Annotated in this window: 14 protein-coding genes; 4 read left to right on the plus strand and 10 right to left on the minus strand. The window is 72.9% G+C overall.

The genetic code is table 11. The features are described from left to right. Positions 1–129 precede the first annotated feature (129 nt). Together ppdK and AC2XR2_RS14075 are read right to left on the minus strand one after the other, a co-directional pair. A complete protein-coding gene (gene ppdK, locus AC2XR2_RS14070) occupies positions 130–2,850 on the minus strand; it encodes a pyruvate, phosphate dikinase (RefSeq protein WP_491515208.1) in 2,721 nt (906 codons plus the stop codon). Between the two features lie 382 nt (positions 2,851–3,232). Beyond that, complete coding sequence (locus AC2XR2_RS14075) at positions 3,233–4,435, minus strand: ROK family transcriptional regulator (protein WP_381299894.1); 1,203 nt, start codon at positions 4,433–4,435, stop codon at positions 3,233–3,235. A 120-nt stretch (positions 4,436–4,555) separates the two neighbouring features. On the opposite strand from AC2XR2_RS14075, the gene AC2XR2_RS14080 reads away from it, so the two are divergent. From AC2XR2_RS14080 to AC2XR2_RS14090, 3 genes are all read left to right on the plus strand, one after another. Then, a complete protein-coding gene (locus tag AC2XR2_RS14080) occupies positions 4,556–6,004 on the plus strand; it encodes an MGH1-like glycoside hydrolase domain-containing protein (RefSeq protein ID WP_449348279.1) in 1,449 nt (482 codons plus the stop codon). Continuing rightward, positions 6,001–7,941, plus strand: coding sequence for an amylo-alpha-1,6-glucosidase (locus tag AC2XR2_RS14085; RefSeq protein WP_491515209.1), 1,941 nt, complete (start codon positions 6,001–6,003; stop codon positions 7,939–7,941). Before AC2XR2_RS14080 ends, AC2XR2_RS14085 begins: the two co-directional genes overlap by 4 nt. 166 nt (positions 7,942–8,107) lie before the next feature. After that, positions 8,108–9,844, plus strand: a complete 1,737-nt coding sequence (locus AC2XR2_RS14090; RefSeq protein ID WP_381299897.1) for an alkaline phosphatase family protein — start codon at positions 8,108–8,110, stop codon at positions 9,842–9,844. Between the two features lie 397 nt (positions 9,845–10,241). On the opposite strand, the gene dusB is transcribed toward AC2XR2_RS14090, so the two are convergent. Continuing rightward, positions 10,242–11,384, minus strand: coding sequence for a tRNA dihydrouridine synthase DusB (gene dusB, locus AC2XR2_RS14095; protein WP_491515210.1), 1,143 nt, complete (start codon positions 11,382–11,384; stop codon positions 10,242–10,244). A gap of 96 nt (positions 11,385–11,480) precedes the next feature. Between dusB and AC2XR2_RS14100 the strand changes: the two genes are divergently transcribed. Next, positions 11,481–12,926 carry an MFS transporter gene (locus AC2XR2_RS14100; protein ID WP_491515211.1) on the plus strand — a complete coding sequence of 482 codons (1,446 nt, stop codon included), beginning with the start codon at positions 11,481–11,483 and terminating at the stop codon, positions 12,924–12,926. Positions 12,927–12,986: 60 nt separating this feature from the next. Here the strand turns inward: AC2XR2_RS14100 and AC2XR2_RS14105 are convergent, their stop codons facing one another. The 7 genes from AC2XR2_RS14105 to hemA form a co-directional block, all read right to left on the minus strand. Beyond that, positions 12,987–17,396: a cation-translocating P-type ATPase gene (locus AC2XR2_RS14105; protein WP_491515212.1), complete on the minus strand. Its 4,410-nt coding sequence runs from the start codon at positions 17,394–17,396 to the stop codon at positions 12,987–12,989. After that, entirely contained in the window at positions 17,393–17,953 is a 561-nt protein-coding gene (locus AC2XR2_RS14110; RefSeq protein ID WP_449348285.1) for a hypothetical protein, read from the minus strand. Before AC2XR2_RS14110 ends, AC2XR2_RS14105 begins: the two co-directional genes overlap by 4 nt. 99 nt (positions 17,954–18,052) lie before the next feature. Continuing rightward, the gene (locus AC2XR2_RS14115; protein WP_491515213.1) at positions 18,053–18,916 is read right to left on the minus strand and encodes a LysR family transcriptional regulator; all 864 of its coding nucleotides are present in this window, start codon (positions 18,914–18,916) and stop codon (positions 18,053–18,055) included. A 13-nt stretch (positions 18,917–18,929) separates the two neighbouring features. After that, positions 18,930–20,159 carry an MFS transporter gene (locus AC2XR2_RS14120; protein WP_491515214.1) on the minus strand — a complete coding sequence of 410 codons (1,230 nt, stop codon included), beginning with the start codon at positions 20,157–20,159 and terminating at the stop codon, positions 18,930–18,932. Then, complete coding sequence (locus AC2XR2_RS14125) at positions 20,156–21,211, minus strand: Gfo/Idh/MocA family protein (RefSeq protein WP_491515215.1); 1,056 nt, start codon at positions 21,209–21,211, stop codon at positions 20,156–20,158. Before AC2XR2_RS14125 ends, AC2XR2_RS14120 begins: the two co-directional genes overlap by 4 nt. Next, positions 21,208–21,717 (minus strand): GNAT family N-acetyltransferase, encoded by a 510-nt coding sequence (locus AC2XR2_RS14130; RefSeq protein WP_381300568.1) that lies wholly within the window; start codon positions 21,715–21,717, stop codon positions 21,208–21,210. Before AC2XR2_RS14130 ends, AC2XR2_RS14125 begins: the two co-directional genes overlap by 4 nt. Beyond that, a complete protein-coding gene (gene hemA, locus AC2XR2_RS14135; RefSeq protein ID WP_491515216.1) occupies positions 21,714–22,955 on the minus strand; it encodes a 5-aminolevulinate synthase in 1,242 nt (413 codons plus the stop codon). The genes AC2XR2_RS14130 and hemA overlap by 4 nt, the downstream gene beginning before the upstream one ends. Positions 22,956–23,088 lie beyond the last annotated feature (133 nt).

Here is a 23,088-nt window from a genome sequence, read left to right on the forward strand (position 1 = left end):
ACCGAGCACGCACGAGAGGGCGGCACCCCCGCACAAGGGTGCCGCCCTCTCTTCGTGGTCCGGAGCCGCCGCCCATCGGTTGAGGGTCGGGGACGGGCGGCGGATCCGGGGTTGCAGGGGCCGTAGGGCCTACCGGTGGTCGCTGCCGTTCGCCGTGATGGCCGCGCGCCCCGCCTCCAGGCGGGCCACCGGGATACGGAACGGGGAGCAGGAGACGTAGTCCAGACCCACCTCGTGGAAGAAGTGGACCGACTCCGGGTCACCGCCGTGCTCACCGCAGACGCCGAGCTTGAGGTCGGGGCGGGTCGCGCGGCCCGCCTCCGCCGCGAGCTTGACCAGGGAGCCCACTCCGTCCTTGTCGATCGTCTCGAACGGGCTGACTCCGAAGATGCCCTTCTCCAGGTACGCCGTGAAGAAGCTCGCCTCCACGTCGTCCCGGCTGAAGCCCCACACCGTCTGGGTGAGGTCGTTGGTGCCGAAGGAGAAGAACTCCGCCGCCTCCGCGATCTGACCGGCGGTCAGCGCGGCGCGCGGCAGCTCGATCATCGTGCCGATCGACAGCTTCAGCTCCACACCCGTGGCCGCCTCGACGTCCGCGACGACCTGGTCGGCCTCCTCGCGGACGATCTCCAGCTCCTGGACCGTGCCGACGAGCGGGATCATGATCTCGGCGCGCGGGTCGCCCTTGGCGTTCTTGCGCTCGGCCGCCGCCTCGGCGATCGCGCGGACCTGCATGGTGAACAGACCCGGGATCACCAGACCGAGGCGTACACCGCGCAGACCCAGCATCGGGTTCTGCTCGTGCAGACGGTGCACGGCCTGGAGGAGACGCAGTTCGTTCTCGTGCGGCTCCTGGCGGGACTCCGCCAGCGCCACGCGGACCGACAGCTCGGTGATGTCGGGGAGGAACTCGTGCAGCGGCGGGTCGAGGAGGCGGATCGTGACCGGCAGGCCGTCCATCGCCGAGAACAGCTCCACGAAGTCCTGCTTCTGGAGCGGGAGCAGCTCCTTCAGCGACTCCTCGCGCTCGGCCTCCGTGTCGGCCAGGATCAGCCGCTCGACCAGCTCACGGCGGTCACCGAGGAACATGTGCTCGGTACGGCACAGGCCGATGCCCTGGGCGCCGAAGCGACGGGCGCGCAGCGCGTCCTCGGCGTTGTCCGCGTTGGCGCGCACCCGCAGTCGGCGCTTGCGGTCGGCGAACGCCATGATCCGGTGCACGGCCTCCACCAGCTCGTCGGCGTCGTTGGCGCCCGCGTGCATCCGGCCCTCGAAGTACTCCACGACGGGGGACGGCACGACCGGGACCTCACCGAGGTACACCTTGCCGGACGACCCGTCGATGGAGATGAGGTCGCCCTCCTCCACGACGTGCCCGCCCGGAACCGTCATCCGGCGCCGCTTGGTGTCGACCTCCAGCTCCTCGGCACCGCAGACACAGGTCTTGCCCATGCCGCGCGCGACGACGGCCGCGTGGGAGGTCTTGCCGCCCCGGGAGGTCAGGATGCCCTCGGCCGCGATCATGCCGTCGAGGTCGTCGGGGTTGGTCTCCCGGCGGACGAGAATCACCTTCTCGCCCGAACGCGACCACTTCACCGCGGTGTACGAGTCGAAGACCGCCTTGCCGACGGCCGCGCCCGGCGAGGCCGCGATGCCCCGGCCGACCTGCGCGACCTTGGTGTTCTCGTCGAAGCGCGGGAACATCAGCTGGGCCAGCTGGGCGCCGGTGACGCGCTGGAGCGCCTCGGCCTCGTCGATCAGGCCCTGGTCGACCAGCTGGGTGGCGATCCGGAAGGCCGCGCCCGCCGTGCGCTTGCCGACGCGGGTCTGGAGCATCCACAGCTGACCGCGCTCGATGGTGAACTCGATGTCGCAGAGGTCCTTGTAGTGGTTCTCCAGCGTCTCCATGATCTGCATCAGCTGGTCGTACGACTTCTTGTCGATCTGCTCCAGCTCCGCGAGCGGCACGGTGTTGCGGATGCCCGCGACGACGTCCTCGCCCTGGGCGTTCTGGAGGTAGTCGCCGTAGACGCCCTGGTGGCCGGAGGCGGGGTCGCGGGTGAAGGCGACGCCGGTGCCGGAGTCGGGGCCGAGGTTGCCGAAGACCATGGAACAGACGTTGACGGCCGTGCCCAGGTCGTGCGGGATGCGCTCCTGGCGGCGGTAGAGCTTCGCGCGGTCGCCGTTCCACGAGTCGAAGACCGCCTTGATGGCGAGGTCCATCTGCTCGCGCGGGTCCTGCGGGAAGTCCCGGCCTGCCTCCTTCTTGACGATCTTCTTGAAGGCGGTGACGAGCTTCTTGAGGTCGGCGGCCTCCAGGTCGGTGTCGACCGTGACCTTCTTGGCCTCCTTGGCCTTGTCGAGCGCCTCCTCGAAGAGGTCGCCGTCGACGCCGAGGACGGTCTTGCCGAACATCTGGATGAGGCGCCGGTAGGAGTCCCAGGCGAAGCGGTCGTCGCCGGCCTGCCGGGCGAGACCCTGGACCGACTTGTCGGAGAGGCCGATGTTCAGGACCGTGTCCATCATTCCCGGCATCGAGAACTTCGCGCCGGAGCGGACCGAGACGAGCAGCGGGTCGTCGGCCTGGCCGAGCTTCTTGCCCATGCGCTGCTCCAGCGCGTCGAGGTGCGCACTCACCTCGTCACGCAGTGCCGCGGGCTCCTCACCGCTGTCCAGGTAGACCTTGCAGGCTTCCGTCGTGATGGTGAAGCCGGGGGGAACGGGGAGTCCCAGGTTGGTCATCTCGGCGAGGTTCGCGCCCTTGCCACCCAGGAGGTCCTTGAGGTCCTTGTTTCCCTCGGTGAAGTCGTAGACGAACTTCGCTACGTGGGGTTCGTTGTTTTCCGACACGGGTCTCGACTCCCTCGAGGACGCGGTGGCTGCCCTGACGGCGAGGAACATACCCAGATCAAAGGCTTCTGGGTACGTCTGCTCGGGCGTCATACGCCCGTAACCAGTCGTCCGCCAGCGGATCGAAAGTCAAAGCTTGGCAAGCGTCAGCCGCCGGATGTTTTCATTTCTTGAAGGCAAGGGCGCTCACCCACCCCGTTTCCGCTCACATGAGCGCACCGGCACCACATCTGATTTCGATCGATGAACGATCAAGGGGTGGCACTCAGTGCCACCCCTTGGAGAAGTGCAGTCACCCAAGATCCGCTCATCTGAGCTTGACCCTTATCAGGCGTGGCGAGAATCACGCTGCCACAGCGCGCCGGATTTCACCATGCGGACCTCACACGCCCATCGCCAGCAACCGCTCCTCGACCCGCTCCGGCGCGTACAACCGCTCCACCACCAGCGCACCCGCCCCGACCAGCCCGGCCCGCTCCCCGAGCCGTGAGGTCACCACCTCCAGCCGGGCGGTGGAGCGCGGCAGCGCCCGCTGGTACAGGAGTTCCCTGACCCCCGTGAGGAAGGGAGTTCCGGCCAAATCCCCCGCGATCATCAGGACCCCGGGGTTCAGCAGGGTTACGACCGTCGCCAGCACGTCCCCGACCAGCCGCCCTGCCTCCCTCGCGAGCGCGGCCGCCTCCGGGTGCCCGGACGCGAGCAGGTCCCGCACATCCGAGCCGGAGGCCGCCGGCACCCCGGCCGCGGCCAGCCGCCGGGCCACGGCACCGCCACTCGCCACGGCGGCGAGGCAGCCGTAGGAACCGCACCGGCACAGCGCCTCGGCACCGGCCGGCACCCGGATGTGGCCCAGGTCGCCCGCGCCCCCGTCGACGCCCCGGTAGACCGAGCCGTCGACCACGACCCCGGCGCCGATCCCGGTCGAGACCTTGACCAGCACGAACGCCGAGCAGTCGGGATACGCGGTGCGCTGTTCGCCGTACGCCATCAGGTTGGCGTCGTTGTCGACGAGCACGGGGACCGGGCCGGACCCGGTGTGCTCGGTGAAGGCTCCGGCGAGGCGGCCTCGTATGTCGTAGCCGTCCCAGCCGGGCATGATCGGCGGCTGGACCACCCGGCCGCTCTCCAGGTCCACCGGCCCCGGCACCGCGAGCCCGATGCCGCAGACCTCCTCGGCCCGGTGGCCCGCCTTCTCCAGCAGTTCGGCGAACCAGCGGCCCAGCTCGCCGAGCACGGTGTCCGGGCCGTCCTCGATGACCAGGGTGCCGCTGTGCTCGGCGAGGATCTCGCCGGTCAGGGAGAGCACGGCCGCGCGCGCGTGCCGGGTCTCCAGGTCGGCGGCGAGGACGACGGCATGGGCGTCGTCGAACTCCAGGGTGATGGAGGGGCGGCCGCCCAGCGGGGAGTCCACGGGCCCGCCGGCACCCTCGCGCAGCCAGCCCGCGCGGAAGAGCCGGTCGAGGCGCTGGCCGACGGTCGCCCGGGACAGTCCGGTGGCCTGCTGGAGCGCTCCGCGCGTGACGGCACGCCCGCTGCGGACCAGTTCGAGCAGATCTCCGGCGCCGGTCTGACTCCGTCCAGCCATGCGCACCCCCTTGTGTTTCTCAACTCTGCATTACATATTGGGTTTTGCGTGTTAAATAGACGTAACCCTACGGTAGCCCTGACCGAACCGGTCAGCCACACGTCTTTCGGGGAGCCCCGAGTGGATCGCACTGCCCAGCTCGTCAGCCCTTCCGCGGAGCGCTCGATCGCATACGATCCGCCGAACACGTCGGATTCCCTGCACGCCAGGGCGGCGAGGGTGCTGGAGGGCAACTGGACCGGCACCTCCACGGTCCCCTCGCGCGGCCTGTACCCGCACCAGTGGTCCTGGGACTCCGCGTTCATCGCGATCGGCCTGCGCCACCTCTCGCCGCTGCGCGCGCAGACGGAGCTGGAGACGCTGCTCACAGCCCAGTGGGGCGACGGGCGGATCCCGCACATCGTGTTCAACCCCTCCGTACCGCTCGACGCGTACTTCCCGAGCCCCGACTTCTGGCGCTCCTCGACCGCGGGGCACGCCGCGGGCGCCCCGCGCACCGTACAGACGTCGGGCATCGTGCAGCCACCGGTGCACGCCCTGGCCGCGTGGCTGGTCCACCGCGCCGACCCCGGCCTCTCCCGGGCCCGCGGCTTCCTCGCCCGGGTCTACCCGCGCCTGGCGGCCTGGCACCGCTACCTCCTGCACCGCCGCGATCTCGGCGGCGGCGGCCTCGCGTCCGTCGTGCACCCCTGGGAACAGGGTATGGACAACAGCCCCGCCTGGGACCTCCCCCTGTCCCGCGTCACCCCGGCCCCGGCCCGCTCCTTCCGCCGCGCCGACCTCGACCACGGGGCCGCCGAGGACCGGCCGACGGACCTGGACTACGGGCGGTACGTGCGGCTCGCGACGGAGTACCGGGACGGCGCGTACGCCGACGGCGCCGGGGAGTTCGCGGTGGAGGACCCCGCCTTCAACGCCCTCCTGATCGCCTCCGAGCACGCGCTGGCCCGGATCGCCGAGGAGCTGGGCGCGACCGGCACGGCCCGGCACGCGCGCGCGGAACGGCTGACGGAGGCGTTGGTGGAGCGGCTGTGGGACGCCGGCCGGGGGATGTTCCTGTGCCGGGACCTGCGGGACGCGGGCGCGGCCGGCGGTTCCCTCGTCCCCGAGCGCGGGGTCTCCGGCCTGGTCCCCCTGCTGCTGCCCGGTCTGCCCCGCGAGGTCGTCCGGGCGCTCGTGCGTACCGCGACCGGCCCGCACTTCGGACTCGGCGCCGAGACCAGGCTCCCGCCGAGCTACGACCTCCTCGGCGAGGCCTTCGACCCGCACCGGTACTGGCGCGGCCCGGCCTGGTTCAACACGAGCTGGCTGCTGGAGCGGGGCCTGCGCACCCACGGCGAGCGCCGACGCGCCGACGCGCTGCGGGAGTCGGTGCTCGACCTCGCCGCGGCCACCGACTTCGCGGAGTACGTCGACCCGTACACCGGCGCGGCCTGCGGGGCGACCGGCTTCAGCTGGACGGCCGCGCTCGCACTCGACCTGCTGCACAGCGACACCGCGACCACCGGGGTGACCACCGGCACCACGGTCACGGCGGACATGGGATTCAAGGGAGGGAACCGGCGATGACGGACCGGCATCATCTGCTCGTGCACGGCGGGACGTTCGCGGCCGTGGGTGACGGCGGGGACATCAGCGGGGTCCGGGGCGGCGGCAGCTCCCCGGACGGCCTGTTCGTACGGGACGCCCGGCATCTGAGCCGCTGGCAGCTCACCGTCGACGGCGCGGTCCCGGAGACCCTGTCACCGGTCGCCGACGGCGACACCGCCCGCTGCGTCCTGGTCCCCCGGGGCGGCCGCCAGGAACCCCCCGCCCACACCCTGTTCCGCGAACAGGCCGTGGGGGACGGCTCGTTCGTCGAGTCCCTGCGCGTCACCAGCAACCGCCCGGTGCCCACGACGGTCCGGCTCGCGGTCACCGCGGACGCCGACTTCACCGACCAGTTCGAACTCCGCTCCGACTACCGCACCTACACCAAGACCGGCGCCACCCGCTCCCGCGAAGTCCTCGACGACGGCGTGGAGTTCACCTACCAGCGCCGAGAATGGCGTTCGTGTACGACGGTGACGGCCGACCCCGCCCCGGACGGCGTCGAGGAGACGGGCACCGGAGCGCGGCGCCTGGTGTGGACGCTGGACCTGGAACCGCACGGCTCGGCGGAGCTGACCCTGCGGGTGATGGCCCGCCCGCACGGCGACAAGCGGGCCCGCCGGGTACCGAGCTCCCCCGCCGCCCTGAACCGCCAACTCCTGCGACTGGAGGGCGAGTTCGTGGAAGGGGTGGCCTTCCCCACCGGCTGGCCGGAGCTGGCGGCGGCCTGCGCCCGCGGCCTCGCCGACCTGGCCTCGCTCCAGGTCCCGGCCACGGGCCCGGACGGCGAGGACCTGCGCGTCCCGGCCGCGGGAGCCCCCTGGTTCCTGACCCTGCTCGGCCGCGACGCCCTCCTCACCTCCCTGTTCGCCCTCCCCTACCGCCCCCAGCTGGCCGCCGCGACCCTCCCCGCGCTCGCCGCGACCCAGGCCACCGAGACCGGCGCGGCCTCCGTCGCCCAGCCCGGCAAGATCGTGCACGAGGTACGGCACGGCGAGCTGGCGCACTTCGGGCAGGTGCCGTACGGCCGCTACTACGGCTCGGTCGACGCCACCCCGCTCTTCCTGGTCCTCCTCGGCGCGTACGTGGAGCAGACCGGGGACGCCTCGCTCGCCCGGCGCCTGGAGACCCACGCCCGCGCCGCGATCGGCTGGATGCTCGACCACGGCGGCCTGACCTCGCGCGGCTACCTCGTCTACCGCGCCGACCAGGGCGGCCTCGCCAACCAGAACTGGAAGGACTCCCCCGGCGCGATCTGCGGCGCCGACGGCACCCGCGCGAGCGGCCCGGTGATGGCGGCGGGCGCCCAGGGCTACGCGTACGACGCGCTGCGCCGCACCGCGTGGGTCGCCCGCACGGTGTGGAAGGACGAGACCTACGCGGCCCTCCTCGAACAGGCCGCGGCCGACCTGCGGGACCGTTTCCAGCGGGACTTCTGGATGCCGGACCGCACGTTCCCCGCCCTCGCGCTGGACGGGGAGGGCCGCCAGGTCGACGCGCTGGCCTCCGACGCCGGGCATCTGCTGTGGTCCGGGCTGCTCGACAAGGAGTACGGCGAGATGGTCGGCCGCCGACTGCTGGAACCGGACTTCTTCTCCGGGTGGGGAGTGCGGACCCTGGCCGCCGGACAGCCGGCGTACCACCCGCTGTCGTACCACCGCGGCTCGGTGTGGCCGCACGACAACGCGCTGATCACCCTCGGCCTCGCGCGCTACGGGCTGCACGACGAGGCACGGGCGGTGGCGCACGGGCTGGTGGACGCGGCGACGGCTACCGGTCACCGGCTGCCGGAGGTCCTGGCCGGGTACGGCCGGGAGTCCCACGGGGAGCCGGTGCCGTATCCGCACGCGTGCGTGCGGGAGTCCCGCTCGGCGGCGGCGCCGCTCGCGTTGCTGACGGCGGTCGGCGGCGCGTAGCGCTCCGCGGGCAGAGCCGCGGAACCTGACCGTTGACCAAGCGTTGGGGCGGTGTTTGCCCTAGGACGTGAACTGTGGCCCGAGGTGGGCCGTACGGGAATGTGGCGGATCCGAGACCCCATATCGGGTCCGCCTTCTACCAGGACCCGTACGGAAGGACCCTCGGGTGTCCGAGACCCTTGCAGAGATCACGTCACCCGAGGCCGAGGCGACCGAGGCGGACAAGCCGTCCCTGCGCAAGCGGTTCGCCCGTTGGCGCGACGCGCACCCCACCGCCGTACGGAACACCCGCTGGGCGCTCAACGCCCTCGCCGCGCTGCTGGTCCTCGGAGCCCTGCTGCTGCCGAACAAGATCGCGAACCTGCATGTCGGGGAGTTCCTGCGGATCCCGGCGGAGGCGATCCTCGGGGCGGCCCTGGCGCTGGCGCTGCCGCGCCGGCCACGGCTCGCCCTGGCCGTACTGGCGGGGGCCGGGCTCGGGGTGATGACGATCCTGAACCTGCTCGACATGGGGTTCTACGACTACCTGGGGCGCGCCTTCAACCCCGTCCTCGACTGGGAGCTGCTCGACGACGCGCGGTCGTACGTGGCCGACTCGATGGGCCAGGGCGTGGCCATCGGTGCCGTGGTCGGCGTGACCGTCCTCGTGCTCCTGGTGCCGGCCGTCATGACACTGGCGATGGTCCGGCTGAGCGGCCTGCTGGCCCGGCACCGGCAGAAGGCGACCCGGGGCACCCTCGTCGCGGCCACCGTGTGGGTCACCTGCTCCGCCCTCGGACTCCAGGTCTTCGGCACCCCGCTCGCCTCCGAGCACACCGCCGCGCTCACCGGGCGCCAGGCCAAGCGGGTGCTGTACACACTGCGGGACGAGGCGGAGTTCCAGAAGGTGGCCAAGGTCGACGCGTTCGGGAACACGCCGGGTTCCCAGCTGGTGCCCGACCTGCGGGGCAAGGACATGATCTTCACCTTCATCGAGAGCTACGGCCGCAGCGCCGTCGAGGACCCGGTCATCGCGCCCGGCGTCGACAAGACCCTCGACACCAGCACGGCGGCCCTCGCGAAGGCCGGCTTCCACGCGAAGAGCGGCTGGCTGACCTCGGCGACGTACGGCGGCAGCAGTTGGCTGGGCCACTCCACCACCCTCTCCGGCCTGTGGATCGACAACCAGCAGCGCTACCGGACGGTCATGGCCAGCGACCACCTCAGCCTCACCAAGGCCTTCAAGAAGACCGGCGACTGGGACACGGTCGGGGTGATGCCGGGTGTCCAGAAGGGCTGGCCGGAACAGGCGTACTACGGCCTCGACAAGGTCTACAACGCCTTCCAACTCGGCTACCAGGGGCCCAAGTTCAGCTGGTCCACCATGCCCGACCAGTACGCGCTGGAGGCCTACCAGAAGCAGGTCCACGGCAAGAAGCGCACCAAGCCGCTGATGTCCGAGATCATCCTGACCTCCAGCCACCAGCCCTGGGCGCCGATCCCCAAGATGGTCGACTGGAACGACCTGGGCGACGGCTCGGTCTTCAAGGCCATCCAGAAGGCCGGCAACAAGCCGTCCGACATCATCGCCAACTCCACCCGCTCCAAGCAGGAGTACGGCAAGTCCATCTCCTACTCGGTCACGTCCCTCACCCAGTGGCTGGAACGCTACGGCACCGACGACACGGTCCTCGTCTTCCTCGGCGACCACCAGCCGATCGCCCGTGTCAGCGGGGAGAACGCGAGCCGTGACGTACCGATCTCGATCGTGGCGAAGGACCCCAAGGTCCTGTCCGCGATCACCTCCTGGAACTGGACCGACGGCCTGAAGCCGGCCCACAACGCCCCGGTCTGGAAGATGAGTGCATTCCGAGACAAGTTCCTGACGGCGTACGGCTCGACTCCGCATCCGTCCAAGGGATAGCGCCTACGGGGGTGCCGGGTGCGGTTGTTGGGCGGGTGCGGGTGCGTTGTGGCTGGTCGCGCAGTTCCCCGCGCCCCTGGGTGGGTTGCAGTTGGCCTGCGCCCCCACGGGCCGTCAGCCGCCGCGCCCGCCCCAGTGGGCCGTTGGCCGCGTAGGGCGTGAAGGGGACGGGGTGGGGGGTGTCCGCCCGCAGCGGCCGGCGTCCGGAACCGGGCCCCTCATGAACGACCGAGCCGCCGGACCGAGGACGGATACCCCCCACCCCGGCACCGACCCACCCACCGGACCCCACGCGCTACGCACGCCCCCACCGGACCGCAAGAGGCCGCCGCAGGCATCCAGGGGCGCGGGGAACTGCGCAAAAACGCCCGCCCCCACCGAACCCGCACACACCCCGTCAGCCCCCCGACGTATCCACCTCCGCATCCTCCCCAACCCCCACCGCACAGTCATACGGATCCCGCAGCCACCCATCCGGCAGCACAACCCTGTTGTTCCCCGACGTCCGCCCCCGAGGCCCATCCGCCCCCACCGGCCACGCCTGATCCAGATCCAGCTCGTCCAACCCGGCCCGCAGCTCCGCCAACGACGACGTGATCGCCAACCGCTTCCGCATCTCCGACCCGACCGCGAACCCCTTCAGGTACCAGGCCACATGCTTGCGGAAGTCGATGACCCCCCGCGCCTCGTCCCCGATCCACTCCCCCAGCAGCGTCGCGTGCCGCACCATCACGTCCGCGACCTCCCGCAACGCCGGACGACGGAAATCGGTACGCCCCTCGAACGCCGCCACCAGATCCGCGAACAGCCACGGCCGCCCCAGACACCCCCGGCCCACGACGACCCCGTCACAGCCCGTCGAACGAACCATCCGCAACGCGTCCGACGCCGACCAGATGTCCCCGTTCCCGAGCACGGGAATCTCCGGCACATGCTCCTTCAGACGCGCGATCGCGTCCCAGTCCGCCGTACCGCCGTAGTGCTGGGCAGCGGTCCGCCCGTGCAGAGCGATCGCCGTCACGCCCTCCTCGACCGCGATCCGCCCCGCGTCCAGGTAGGTGATGTGGTCGTCGTCGATCCCCTTGCGCATCTTCATCGTGACCGGCAGATCCCCCGCCCCGCTCACCGCTTCGCGGAGGATCGCCCGCAGCAGGGGCCGCTTGTACGGAAGCGCCGACCCCCCGCCCTTGCGGGTCACCTTCGGCACCGGGCACCCGAAGTTCAGGTCGATGTGGTCGGCGAGGTCCTCCTCCACGATCATGCGGACGGCCTTGCCGACGGTGACGGGGTCGACGCCGTACAGCTGGATCGAACGAGGCTTCTCGGTCTCGTCGAAGTGGATCAGCTGCATGGTCTTCTCGTTGCGCTCGACCAGCGCCCGAGTCGTGATCATCTCGCTCACGAACAGCCCCTTGCCCCCGCTGAACTCTCTGCACAGGGTGCGGAAGGGCGCGTTGGTGATCCCGGCCATGGGGGCGAGGACGACGGGCGGCTGGACGGTGTGCGAGCCGATCTGGAGCGGCGAGGCGGTCGTGGACATTCCCCCATTGTCACGCACGCCCCGGGGTACCCGTACGCCGATCATGTAGCGACCATTAGTTAGACGCACTATCGAAATCGGCGTACGATGAACCGCATGCCCGAGCTCAGCCACCGCCGACGCATGCTGGTCCTCGCGATCTGCTGTATGAGCCTTCTGATCGTGAGCCTCGACACCACCGCGCTCAACGTCGCCCTGCCCGCCCTCCAGCGCGGCCTGGACGCGAGCACGGCGGGCCTCCAGTGGACGATCGACGCCTACACGCTCGTCCTCGCCTCCCTGCTGATGCTGGCCGGCTCCACCGCCGACCGGATCGGCCGCAAGCGGGTCTTCATGGCCGGCCTGGTCGTCTTCACGATCGGCTCCGCGCTGTGCTCCGCCGCCCCGAACCTGGACGCGCTGATCGCGTTCCGCATGGTGCAGGCGGTCGGTGGCTCGATGCTGAACCCGGTCGCGATGTCGATCATCACCAACACCTTCACGGACCCGCGCGAGCGGGCACGGGCGATCGGGGTGTGGGGCGCGGTCGTCGGCATCTCCATGGCCGCCGGTCCGCTGGTCGGCGGAGTGCTCGTGGACGCGGTCGGCTGGCGCTCGATCTTCTGGGTCAACCTGCCCGTCGGGCTCGCCGCCCTGCTGCTCACCCTGCGGTACGTCCCCGAGTCCCGGGCGCCCAGGGCCCGTCGGCCCGACCCGGTCGGGCAGGTCCTCGTGATCGCCCTGTTCGGCTCGCTGACGTACGCGATCATCGAGGCGCCGACCTCGCCCCTCGCCTCGGTCCTGCCCTTCGCCGCGGTGGCCGTCGTCGCCCTGGCGGGACTCCTCTGGTACGAGCCCCGGCGCGACGAACCCCTCATCGACCTGCGCTTCTTCCGCTCCGCGCCCTTCAGCGGGGCGACGGTGATCGCGATCAGCGCGTTCGCGGGGCTCGGCGGGTTCCTGTTCCTGTCGACGCTGTACCTCCAGAACGTCCGGGGGCTGGACGCGCTGCACGCGGGCCTGTGGATGCTGCCGATGGCGGTGCCGATGTTCCTGTGCGCGCCGCTCGCCGGGCGGCTGGTGGGGAGCCGGGGGCCGCGGCTGCCGTTGGTGGTGGCGGGGTTCGCCATGACCGCGAGCGGGGTGCTCTTCGCGGCCTTCGACGCGGAGACGTCCGACGTGACGCTGCTGCTGGGGTACGTGGTGTTCGGGATCGGGTTCGGGTTCGTCAACGCGCCGATCACCAACACGGCGGTGTCGGGGATGCCACGGGCGCAGGCCGGGGTTGCGGCGGCGGTCGCCTCCACGAGTCGTCAACTCGGGCAGACGCTCGGGGTTGCGGTGATCGGGGCGGTGCTGGCGTCCGGGGTGGGGTCGTCGTCGTACCAGGATGCGTTCGTGTCCGCCGCGGTGCCGGGGTGGTGGATTCTGGCCGGCTGCGGGTTCGCGGTGCTGACTTTGGGGGCGGTGACCACAGGGCCGTGGGCTCGGCGGACTGCTGAGCGGACGGCTGAGCGGCTGAAGTCGGGTGAGGTGCGCGAGGCCGCGGGGGTCAGCGCGTAGTTCGGCGGCCGGCCGCCGGTGGGGGCTTGTCGCACAGTTCCCCGCGCCCCTGAAGGCCGGTCAGCGCAACCCCCATCGATCTCGTACCGTTCGCTCCACAGCCGGTAGAAACCTCTGCCCCGCCACCGCCAGTCCGATCGCCGCCCCCACCCCCGCCCATGCCACCGGGCCCAGTGGTGTGCAGCCGAACAGCTGGCTCACGCCCGGTGTCTCCACCACCGCGAACAGGACCGCCGCCGAGCCCAGGGACGTCACCCGGACCAGCGGGCTCTCCTTGCGGTCCGCCCAGGTCTGGGCCAGCTGCGTGCCCACCACCGCGCACAACGCCATCGTCGTCGAGCGGCGGGCCGTGCCCGGGGTGAAGCGGCCGATGAGCCAGGCGACCGTGGCGCCGAGGCAGGTGGTGAGGGCGCGGGCGCGGATCTGGTGGGTCAGGGAGGGGCCGAGGACCGTGTCGACCGAGGGGTCGTCGTCCGTCGGTTTCTCCGTCGGGGTGACCGCCACCGCCATCGCCGGGAACAGGTCGGTGAAGAGGTTCACCAGGAGCATCTGACGGGTGGAGAGGGGCGCGGCGCCCGAGAGGAGGGTGCCGAGGATGCCGAAGCCGACCTCGCCCGCGTTGCCGCCGATGAGGATGGCGATGGCGTCGGCGACGCTGTGCCACAGGGCGTGGCCCTCGCGGACGGCCTCGATGAGGACGGAGAGGTCGTCGCCGGTGAGGACGAGGTCGGCGGCGTTGCGGGCGGCCGCCGAACCACGGGCGTTGATGCCGACACCGATGTCGGCGGCACGGATGGCGGCCGCGTCGTTGGCGCCGTCGCCGACCATGCCGACGACCCGGCCCGCGTCCCTGAGCGCCTCGACGACCTGGAGTTTCTGCTCGGGCGCGACCCGGGCCACGACATCGGCGTCGCGCAGCATCCGGGAGCGGGCGGTGCGGTCGGCGGCGGCGAGTTCGTCGCCGGTGACGACGGTGGCGTCCTCGGGCCAGCCGAGGTCGGTGGCGATGGCGTGGGCGGTCCGCGGGTGGTCGCCGGTCAGCACGACGGGTCGTACGCCCGCCTCGCGCAGCCCGTGCACCAGGGCGGGCGAGGTCTCCCGGGGAACGTCGGCGAGACCCAGCAGGCCCACGAACTCCAGGTCCCGCAACGGCTCTTCGAGTACGGCCGTCCCGTCGCCGTACCCGTTCCCGTTCCCGTCGCCGTCGAGCGGGCGGCGGGCCACCGCCAGGACGCGCAGGCCGTCGGCCGCGAGGGAGTGGGCCCGGTCCTCGGCGTCGGCGGGGAGGCCGGTGCAGGCCGGCAGGACGGTTTCCGGGGCGCCCTTGACCACCAGGACCGGAGTGTCGTCGCCGGTGTGTCCGACGGCGGCCGCGTAGCCGCGGGCGGCCTCGAAGGGCAGGCCCTCCAGCTGGGTCCAGCGCTCGTCGGGGGCGGCCGCGTCCAGGACGGCCTCGTCGGTGGCATGGGCCGGGCGCTCCTCGGAGTCGCCGTCGAGCTGGGGGCAGGCGCGGGCCGCGACGCGCAGCGTGCCGTCGGCGCCGGGTTCGCCGGGGGTGTGGGGGGTGCCGTCCGGGTCGGTGACGCGGACCAGGCGCAGCCGGTTCTCGGTGAGGGTGCCGGTCTTGTCGAAGCAGATGGTGTCCATGCGGCCCAGCGCCTCCAGGGTGCGCGGGGCGCGGACCAGGATGCCGTGCGCGCTGAGCCGGCGGGCGGCCGCGAGCTGCGCGACCGTGGCGACCAGCGGCAGCCCTTCCGGTACGGCGGCCACCGCGACCGCCACTCCCCCGCTGACCGCCTGTCGCAGGGGTGTGCCGCGCACCAGGGCGAGCCCGGTGACCGCGGCACCGCCGGCCATCGTCAACGGCAGGGCCTTGCGGGTGAGTTCCTGGAGCCGGGCCTGGACTCCGGCGGCGGCCGGGGTGCGGGCGGCGAGCGCGACGGCGCGGGCGGCCTCGGTGCGTTCGCCGGTGTCGACGACGACCGCGCGGGCGTGTCCGGCGACCACCGTCGTCCCCTCGAAGACCATGCAGTGCCGTTCGGCGACGGGGGCGCGCGGGCTCGGGTCGGTGCGCTTGTCCACCGGGAGGGACTCGCCGGTCAGGGCGGACTCGTCGACCTCCAGGCCGTCCTCCCACAGCAGGCGGGCGTCGGCGGGCACCACGTCGTCCAGGGCGAGCTCGATGACGTCACCGGGGCTGAGCCTGGCGGCGTCGACCACGTGCGGTTCCTCGTCGCGGTCCTCCTCCGCCACCCTGGCCTTCTGCTGCTGCTGGGCGAGCAGCCCGGACAGGGCCCGCTCGGCGCGCAGCCGCTGGAGCCCGCCGACGAGCGCGTTCAGGTCGAGGGCGCCGACCACCAGCAGGGCGTCCATCGCGGAGCCGAGGATCGCGGAAGCGGCCGAGCCGACCGCGAGCACGGGGGTGAGCGGGTCGTCCAGCTCCCCGCGCACGGCCCGGGCGAGCTGCGCGGACCACCGGGCGGGGGCCAGCACGGGCAGTCGTACGACGGTGTCGGCGGCGGTGCGCACCCGCGCGGAGGTCTGCTCGACGAGCGTCGGCTCCGGGGGCGCGTCCCGCTCCAGCCGGTCACGGACGTCGTCCGGGTCCAGGGCGTGCCAGGCCACCCGGGGCCGTGGGTGCGGCAGGCCGGTGGTCGCGACGCGCAGGGCGGCGCGGGCGCCGGTGAACAGGGCGGCGGCCGCGGCCGCGTCGACGGGCGCGTGCCGGAGGCCGGGGAGTGCCGTACGGCGGCCGCCGCGGCCCGACTCGCCGACGGCGACGAGGAGTCCGGACAGGGCGGCCCCGGAGCGGGCCAGGGTCTGGGAGCGGCGGCCGACCCCGCGGGCGGCCGGGACGGCGGTCAACAGCCGCCAGACGTCGGGGAGTCCGTGCGGGGCGAGGAGGTCGGCGCCCCAGGCGACCGCGCAGCCGCCGTCGGTGAGGGAGACGGCGATGTCGCCGCGCAGGAGTCCGGCGACGACGTCGGGGTCCTGCGGGCGGGCGACGGTGAGGACACCGCTCGCGCCTTCGCTCCCGTCTTCGCTCCCGCCCTCGCTCCCGTCTTTGCTCTCGTCGCGGAGTTGGTCGACGACCTCCCTCAACGGCCGTTCGGCGGACACGACTTGGTCGGCGAGGCCGGTGAAGTCGGCGAGGGCGGGGTCGTCCACGACGACGACCCTCAGTCCGGCGCGACGGGCCGCGTCCAGTACGGGTTCGGCCCAGGGGTCGGCGCCCGTGCCCGGGGTGCGCAGGGCGCTCGGGTGCAGCAGGACGGTGCCGACGGTCTCCAGCAGGCGTAGCCGGTCCGGGTCGCGCACCAGGACGCCGGAGCGGGACAGGGCGGCGCTCAGCACGGCGTGGTAGGCGGCGGGGCCGTAGCGCGCGGCCTTGGGGGAGCCCGCGAGGACGGCCTCCGCGGCCTCGGTCACGTCGTGCTTGACGAGCAGCGCGGCGACGGCGCCGGCGAGGCTTCCCGCGGAGGCGTGGCTCGCGTACTCCTGGGCGGGCGAGGGGAGCGGGGGCGGGCGCAGGGCCGGGTCCACGGGCACGCCGTCCCGGTCGGGGACGCACAGGTCGTCGTGGACGGCTTCGAAGGTGGCCGTCCGCACGATCGCCTCGGCCAGCTGGCAGGCGCGGAGCGTGCCGTCGAGCAGGAGGGAGGTGGGGCTCTGCCCCGCGCCGTGCACGGCGGCGTTCACGACGGCGAGCGCCACGTCGGTGCGCGCGTCGCCGAGCCGCCCGCGCAGCCAGCCCCTGAAGCGGGGGTTCTCCCGCAGCAGCATCACGGCCGCGGTCAGCGGCCGCGGCGAGGCCGGCAACCGCAGCGCGGACCCGGTGACCGCGGCGGCCACTCCGACGGCGTCTGCGCCGAGCGCCAGGGCGGCGGTCCGCACGGAGCCGGGGTCGCCGGGATGGGTGAGCTCCTCGACGTCCTGTCCGTCCGCCACGAGTCCGTACCGTTCGGCGAGCGTGGCGACCCGCTCCTCGACCCGCTCGGTCGCCACGCCCTCGACGGCGGTGACGACCAGCCGCCCGAGACCGCGGTCCCAGTAGGCCAGGGCGATGTCGGGGTGCTCGGCGAGCGCGGCGGCGAGGTGGCGGGCACGGTGTTCGGTGCGTCCCTCCGCCCCCTCCCTGCGTCCCTCCGCTCCCTCCGTGCGTCCGCGTCCGTCCTTGTCCTCCGCGAAACCCCTCACCTCCCCCGGTCCGTCCGTCCCCTCCGCGCACAGTGGCACGTGGACGCGGGGGCCCGCTCGCCAGCCCTGGGGTGCGCCCGGGAGGGCCGCGCGGGCCACCCTCGCCGTGCGGGCCGCGAAGTCCGCGGTGCGGACACCGGCCCGGGCCGTTCCGGCCACCGCGCCGGCGGCGGCACCGATCGCGGCGGGCGTGCCCCTGGCGAGGAGGCGGGGGCCGGCCAGGACGAGGTCCGCGGCGGCGGTCGTGGGGCGGGTGAGCAGTCCTCGGATCATCGCCGGTCCCCGGCGGAGCCTCGTGCCCCGCCACGGGGGCCGGACGGCGAGGCCGTCTCGTGCACGGGCAACCTGTCCGACGGCGACGAGGCGGCCGACGCCCGGGAAGACGTCGTACCCGCGGAACCAGGCCCCCCGGAGGACGGCGTTCCGTGGGTCGAGGCCAGTACCCGCGGCGTGGGCCGGTCACCGAAGTCCCCCGAACCTCCGGAGTCCCCGGAGCCCCCGGCGCCGTCCCCGGCGCCCCCGTGACTCTCCCGCTCCCCCGGCCTCGGCTGGGTCAGCCAGGCCACCGCCGCCCCGGTGACCGCGATCGGCCATTCCACGATGCCCGCGACGCCGAGCACTCCCGCGCCGGCGTACACCGCGAGCCGTCGGCCGCGTGGGGACACCGCCGCGACCCGGTCCAGCGTTCCCTCGGCCACCCGGCCCACGGTCCCGGCGCCGGGGACCTTTCCCAGTACCGACACGGCCGCCCGCAGCGGCTGCGGAAGCGGTTGCCGTGCCTTCTCCGGGGACTCGTGGGCTGCCTGCTGCGACGACTTCTGCTCGGCCATGATTCGCCTCGCCCGATTTGCTCGCCTGTGGGGGGGTCTCACCTTCGGACCGCCCGAGTGCCCGCGCCGGGCACGCTCATCCCCCCGGACGGGGATTGATCAGGCGCTTACCAGTGCGGGCCGGGCCGCGTCCCGCAGTGCCTCGGCGAGGTGCTCCGCGTGGGGGTGGGGGTTCGTGCGCGGATAGGCGTAGTGGAGGACGGCCGGCGGGGCCCCGGCGAGCGGGAGGTAGAGGACGTCGGGGTCGGGGTGCTGGCTCGCCACCGACGCCGGAAGGACGCCCACTCCGCGGCGGGCGGCCACCGCGTGCAGGTACTCGTCCAGGTTGGCGGCCTCGGCCCCGATCTCGGGGCGGGCCCCCGCCGGCCAGTCGTCCGGCGTGAGGGTGCCGCTGACGGTGTTGAGGACCAGGCAGCGGCGGCCCAGATCGCGCCAGCTCACCCGGGACCGGGTGGCGAGGGTGGAGCGGACCGACACCGCGGCAACCCGCTCCTCGCGGGCGATCTCCACGCTGTGCAGGCGGGGGTCGTCGACCGCGCCCCACAGCAGCGCCGCGTCCACGGCGCCGGTGTGCACGCCGGCCAGCCGCTCGTCCCGGCGCACCGGCTCGACCAGGATGTGGTGCCGGCGTTCGACCAGGTCGATGGCGTCCCGGCCGCGTCGGCGGGGGAAGCCCCAGGTGTAGCCGAGGCTGAGGGGTTCGTCCTGCGGGACGGGACGCAGGGCCGCCTCCAGGCGGGGCAGCAGGACCTGGAGCTCGGTCCGCAGCCGCTCGCCGTCCGGGGTCAGCCGGGGGTGGCGGGTGGTGCGGTCGAGCAGGTGGCAGCCGACCTGCTCCTCCAGCCTGCGGATGGTGCGGCTGAGCGTGGGCTGGGGGATGCCGAGCCGTTCCGCGGCCCAGGTGAAGTGCTGTTCCTCGGCGAGCGTGAGGAAGCAGCGCAGCTGTTGCAGTCCTACGTCCATTGTCACGACGGTACTACTCACCCGCGGGGACCGATTCCGGCGTCCGTACGTTCCGGCCAGGTGCGGTCTCCGCCTCCGCGGACCGGGGCATGCGGACCAGGACCAGGTGCAGCACCAGCCCGAGGGCCACGAGTCCGCCCGTCCAGTACGGCAGGTCCGCGGGGGCCACTCCGGCGGCGAGGACGACCCCGCCCAGGGCGGAACCGAGCGCGCTGCCCAGGTAGACGGCCGAGCTGTTGAGGGAGACCGCGACGGGCGCCTGGTCGGGGCGGGCGGCGATCAGCTGGTGCTGCTGGGGCACCTGGAGCGCCCAGCCGGTCGCGCCCCACACCACCAGCGGCACGGCGAGCACCCACGTGACGTGGGCCGCGACGGGCAGCAGCAGGTGGGAGAGGCACAGCAGGAGCAGCACGACGGTGACGACGGCGTACGGCCGTCCCGTGCGGTCGACGATCCGGCCGATCAGGAGGCTTCCGGCCACGCCGCCCAGGCCCCAGGCCCACATCGCGCCGAGCGTGCCGTCGATGCCGCCGGCGTCGGCGAGGAAGGGCGCGAGGTAGGTGTACAGGCCGAGGCTGGTGACTCCGGCGATGAGGGACACCCCGGCGATCGCGGCGACGGGTCGCCGGGCCAGGATGCGGGCCCGCTCGCGCAGGGGCGGCGGCGGGGCGGCCTCCAGGCGGGGCAGGGCGAGCGCGAGCCCGGCGATGGCGACGGCGCCGAGGCCGGTGATCAGCCAGAGCGTGCCGCGCCAGCCGACGTGGTCGGCGAGCAGCACGCCCACCGGTACGCCGATGACCGTGCCGATGCTCATGCCGCCCATGACGAGGGCGAGGGCCCGGCCGCGCCGCTCCTCCCCGGCGAGGGAAGCGGCGGTGGCGGCGGCCATCGGCGAGTAGACACCGGCGCCGACGCCCGCGAGGGCCCGGGCGACGAGCAGCACGGCCAGGCTGCCGGCGACGGCGGTCAGCGCGTTGGCGGCGGTGAACAACAGGAGTGCCAGGGTGAGGACGGTCTTGGCGGGCCGTCCGGCCAGGGCGGTCGCGAACACCGGGGCGGCGAGGGCGTAGCAGAGGGTGAACAGGGTCACCATCTGGCCGGCCGCGGACTCGCTGGTGTGCAGGTCGGCGGCGACCTTGGGCAGCAGTCCGGCCATGACGTAGGCGTCGAGGCCGAGCGCGAAGGCGCCGAGGACGAGGATGGAGAGCCGGTTCATGGGGGTGGTGGGGGTGGGCGTGGTCATCCGAGGCGCTCCCAGTCCACTTCGGTCACCGGCGTGCGGCCCTGCGGGAAGTAGCGGGCCGGGCCGGTGGTGCGGGCGGTGGTTTCGATGTCGTTGAGCAGCCGCTGCGTGGCCACGGACTCGGTGAGCCCGGCGAACGGCACGCGCGGCGGGGTCCCGTCGGCGACATGGCGTACGACGTCCAGGGCGAGGCGGCGCAGTTTGACGACCGCGCGCTGTGCGTCGGGCACCCGGACGTCCCGGGTGTCGACCTCGCACAGGGTGTGCTCCTGGCCGTCCTCGCGCCGCCAGACGCGCAGGTGGTCGGCGTCCCAGACGGGGGTGTCGTAGACGCAACTCGCGTACACCAAACCGCCGTTCGGGTCGCGGAAGGCGAGGTCGACGGTGCGCTGACGGACGATGTTGGTGAAGCTGCTGTACACCGTCACCGGCGCCCCGCCGAGGGTGGCGGTCAGGGCGACGCTGTCGAGGACCTCGGGTCCGGAGACCGAGAAGTCGGAGGTGACGCCGAGCGCGTCGCGCACCTCCAGGGGCTCGTCGCCGCCCGTGACGTACCGGAGCAGGTCGAGGCTGTGGATGACCTCGCTGGTGACGCCGACGGTGGGCCGGTGGTCGTTGATGCGGTCCTTGCCCCACGTCAGGTGGGCGCGGACGAGCCGGAGTGCGTGCTCGCGGACGTACGAGCGCAGGGCCTCGGTGGCGTCCGAGTAGCGCTCGACCAGGTCCAGGGCGAAGCCCCGGGCGTCGGTGAGGGCCTTGGCGACGGCGTCGAGGTCGTCGTGCGGGGAGGTGAGGGGTTTCTCCGCGAGGACGAAGCCGCGGTAGCCGTGCAGCCGGGTGAGGAGGTCCGCGTGGGCGGAGTCGGTGGCGGCGACCACGACCAGGTCGGGGGCGTGCTCGGCGAGGGCACCCTCCAGGGTCGGGTGGTACGGGACGTCCTCCCGGGTGCGGTGCCGGGCGTGGTAGGCCAGCTCGAACGGCTGGTCCAGGCTGCGGAAGGCGGTCAGGAAGCGGGAGCCGGCATATCCCATGCCGACGATCAGGACGTTCACGCGGCGACACTCCTCGACGTCAGTGTGCGGAACAGCAACTCCTCGCCGCTGGAGGCGAATCCGAGGCGCCGGTAGAAGCCGGTGGCGTTCTCGGTGGTCTGGAGCAGCACCTCGTCGACGCCCTGTCCGGCGAGCCAGCCGTGCAGGTGCTCGAGGAGCCGGGCGCCGAGCCCCTGGCCCCGGGAGGCCGGGTCGACCACGACGGACTGGAGCCAGCCCGCGCGGCCCGAGGGGCAGGCCGGTGAGGGGGCGCGCCGGTCGACGATCGCGGTCGCGCAGGCGGCGAGTCCGGTGCCGTCGGGCAGCGGGACGACCGCGACCCGGATGCCCTCCGGTTCGGTGAGCTGTGCGGTCAGCCAGGCCCGGTAGTCGCGCCGCCAGGCCTCCCGGGCCGCCGAACCGCCGGCCTTGTAGGGCAGGTCGGCGTCGGGCGCGTCGAGCAGATGGGCGCGCAGCCGGACGAGTTCCTCGATGTCGGCGAGGCCGGCGGGACGGACGACGGTCATGCCGCCACCGCCTCGGCGACGCGCTCGGCGCCGGCCGGCGGCTCGGCCCCGGCGAGGACCTCGGAGAGCGCCTCCACGAGGTGGGCGATGTCGTCCTCGGTGTGGTTCGGGGTCACGTTGACGCGGAACCGCTCCGTCCCGACGGGCACGGTCGGGGAGTTGATGGGCTGGAGGTAGATGTCGTACTCGTCCAGCAGCCGTACGGCGGCCCGCTTGCAGGCGGTGGCGTCGCCGACCAGGACCGGCAGGACGTGGGTGGTGCTGCACGGCATCACGGTGATGCCGGCCGCGGTGAGCGCGTCGCGCAGCAGGCGGGTCTTGTCGTGCAGGGCCTGCCGTTCGGCCTCGGAGTTCTTCAGGTGCTCGACGCTGGCGTGGCAGGCGGCGACGACGGCGGGCGGCAGGGAGGTGGTGAAGATGAAGCCGGAGGCGAAGCTGCGCACCGCGTCCACGAGGGTCGCGGAGCCGGCGATGTAGCCGCCGATCACGCCGATCGCCTTGGCCATGGTGCCCTGCACGATGTCGACGAGGTGGTCGACGCCGAGGTTCGCGGCGATCCCGGAGCCGCGCGGACCGTACATGCCGATGGCGTGGACCTCGTCGAGGAACGTCAACGCGTTGTGCTCGCGGGCGAGTTCGACGATCTCCTCGATCGGGGCGACGTCGCCGTCCATGGAGTAGACCGACTCGAACACGACGATCTTGGCGCGGTCGTGGGGCTGTGCGGCGAGCAACTCCCGCAGGTGGTCGACGTCGTTGTGGCGGAACACCGCGCGTTCGGCGCGGGTGCTGCGGATGCCGTTGATCAGCGAGGCATGGTTCAGCTCGTCGGACAGCACGACGGGGTCGGGCAGCAGCCTGAGCAGGCACTGGAGGGTGGCGTCGTTGGAGCCGTAGCCGGTCGGGAAGACCAGCGCGGCCTCCTTGCCGTGCCATTCGGCGAGCGAGGCCTCAAGTGCCCGGTAGTGGGCGTGGGTTCCGCCGATGTTGCGTGAACCGCCCGACCCGGCACCGTACTCGTCGACCGCGCGGTGCATGGCGTCCAGCACCTCGGGGTGCTGGGACATGCCGAGGTAGTCGTTGCTGCACCAGACGGTCACCTCCCGCCGGGTGCCGTCGGACAGCCGGCGCAGTGCCGTCGGATAGGCACCCGCCCGCCGGTCGATGTCCACGAACTCCCGGTACTGTCCGCCCGCTCGCAGGTCACGCAGCTTCGCCGACAGGAACTGCTCGTACACGCTGATGTTCTCCCCTGTGACTGGGCCGTGCTTGTGGCACGGCCTCGATCAGTCCGGGAAGTACACCGAGCGGGCGGGCGATTGATCCAATACGTCAGGTGCATGTTGCATCCGTCTGCCGCATAGGAGGAGG

This window comes from Streptomyces sp. LS-MS-L19, assembly GCF_058382285.1.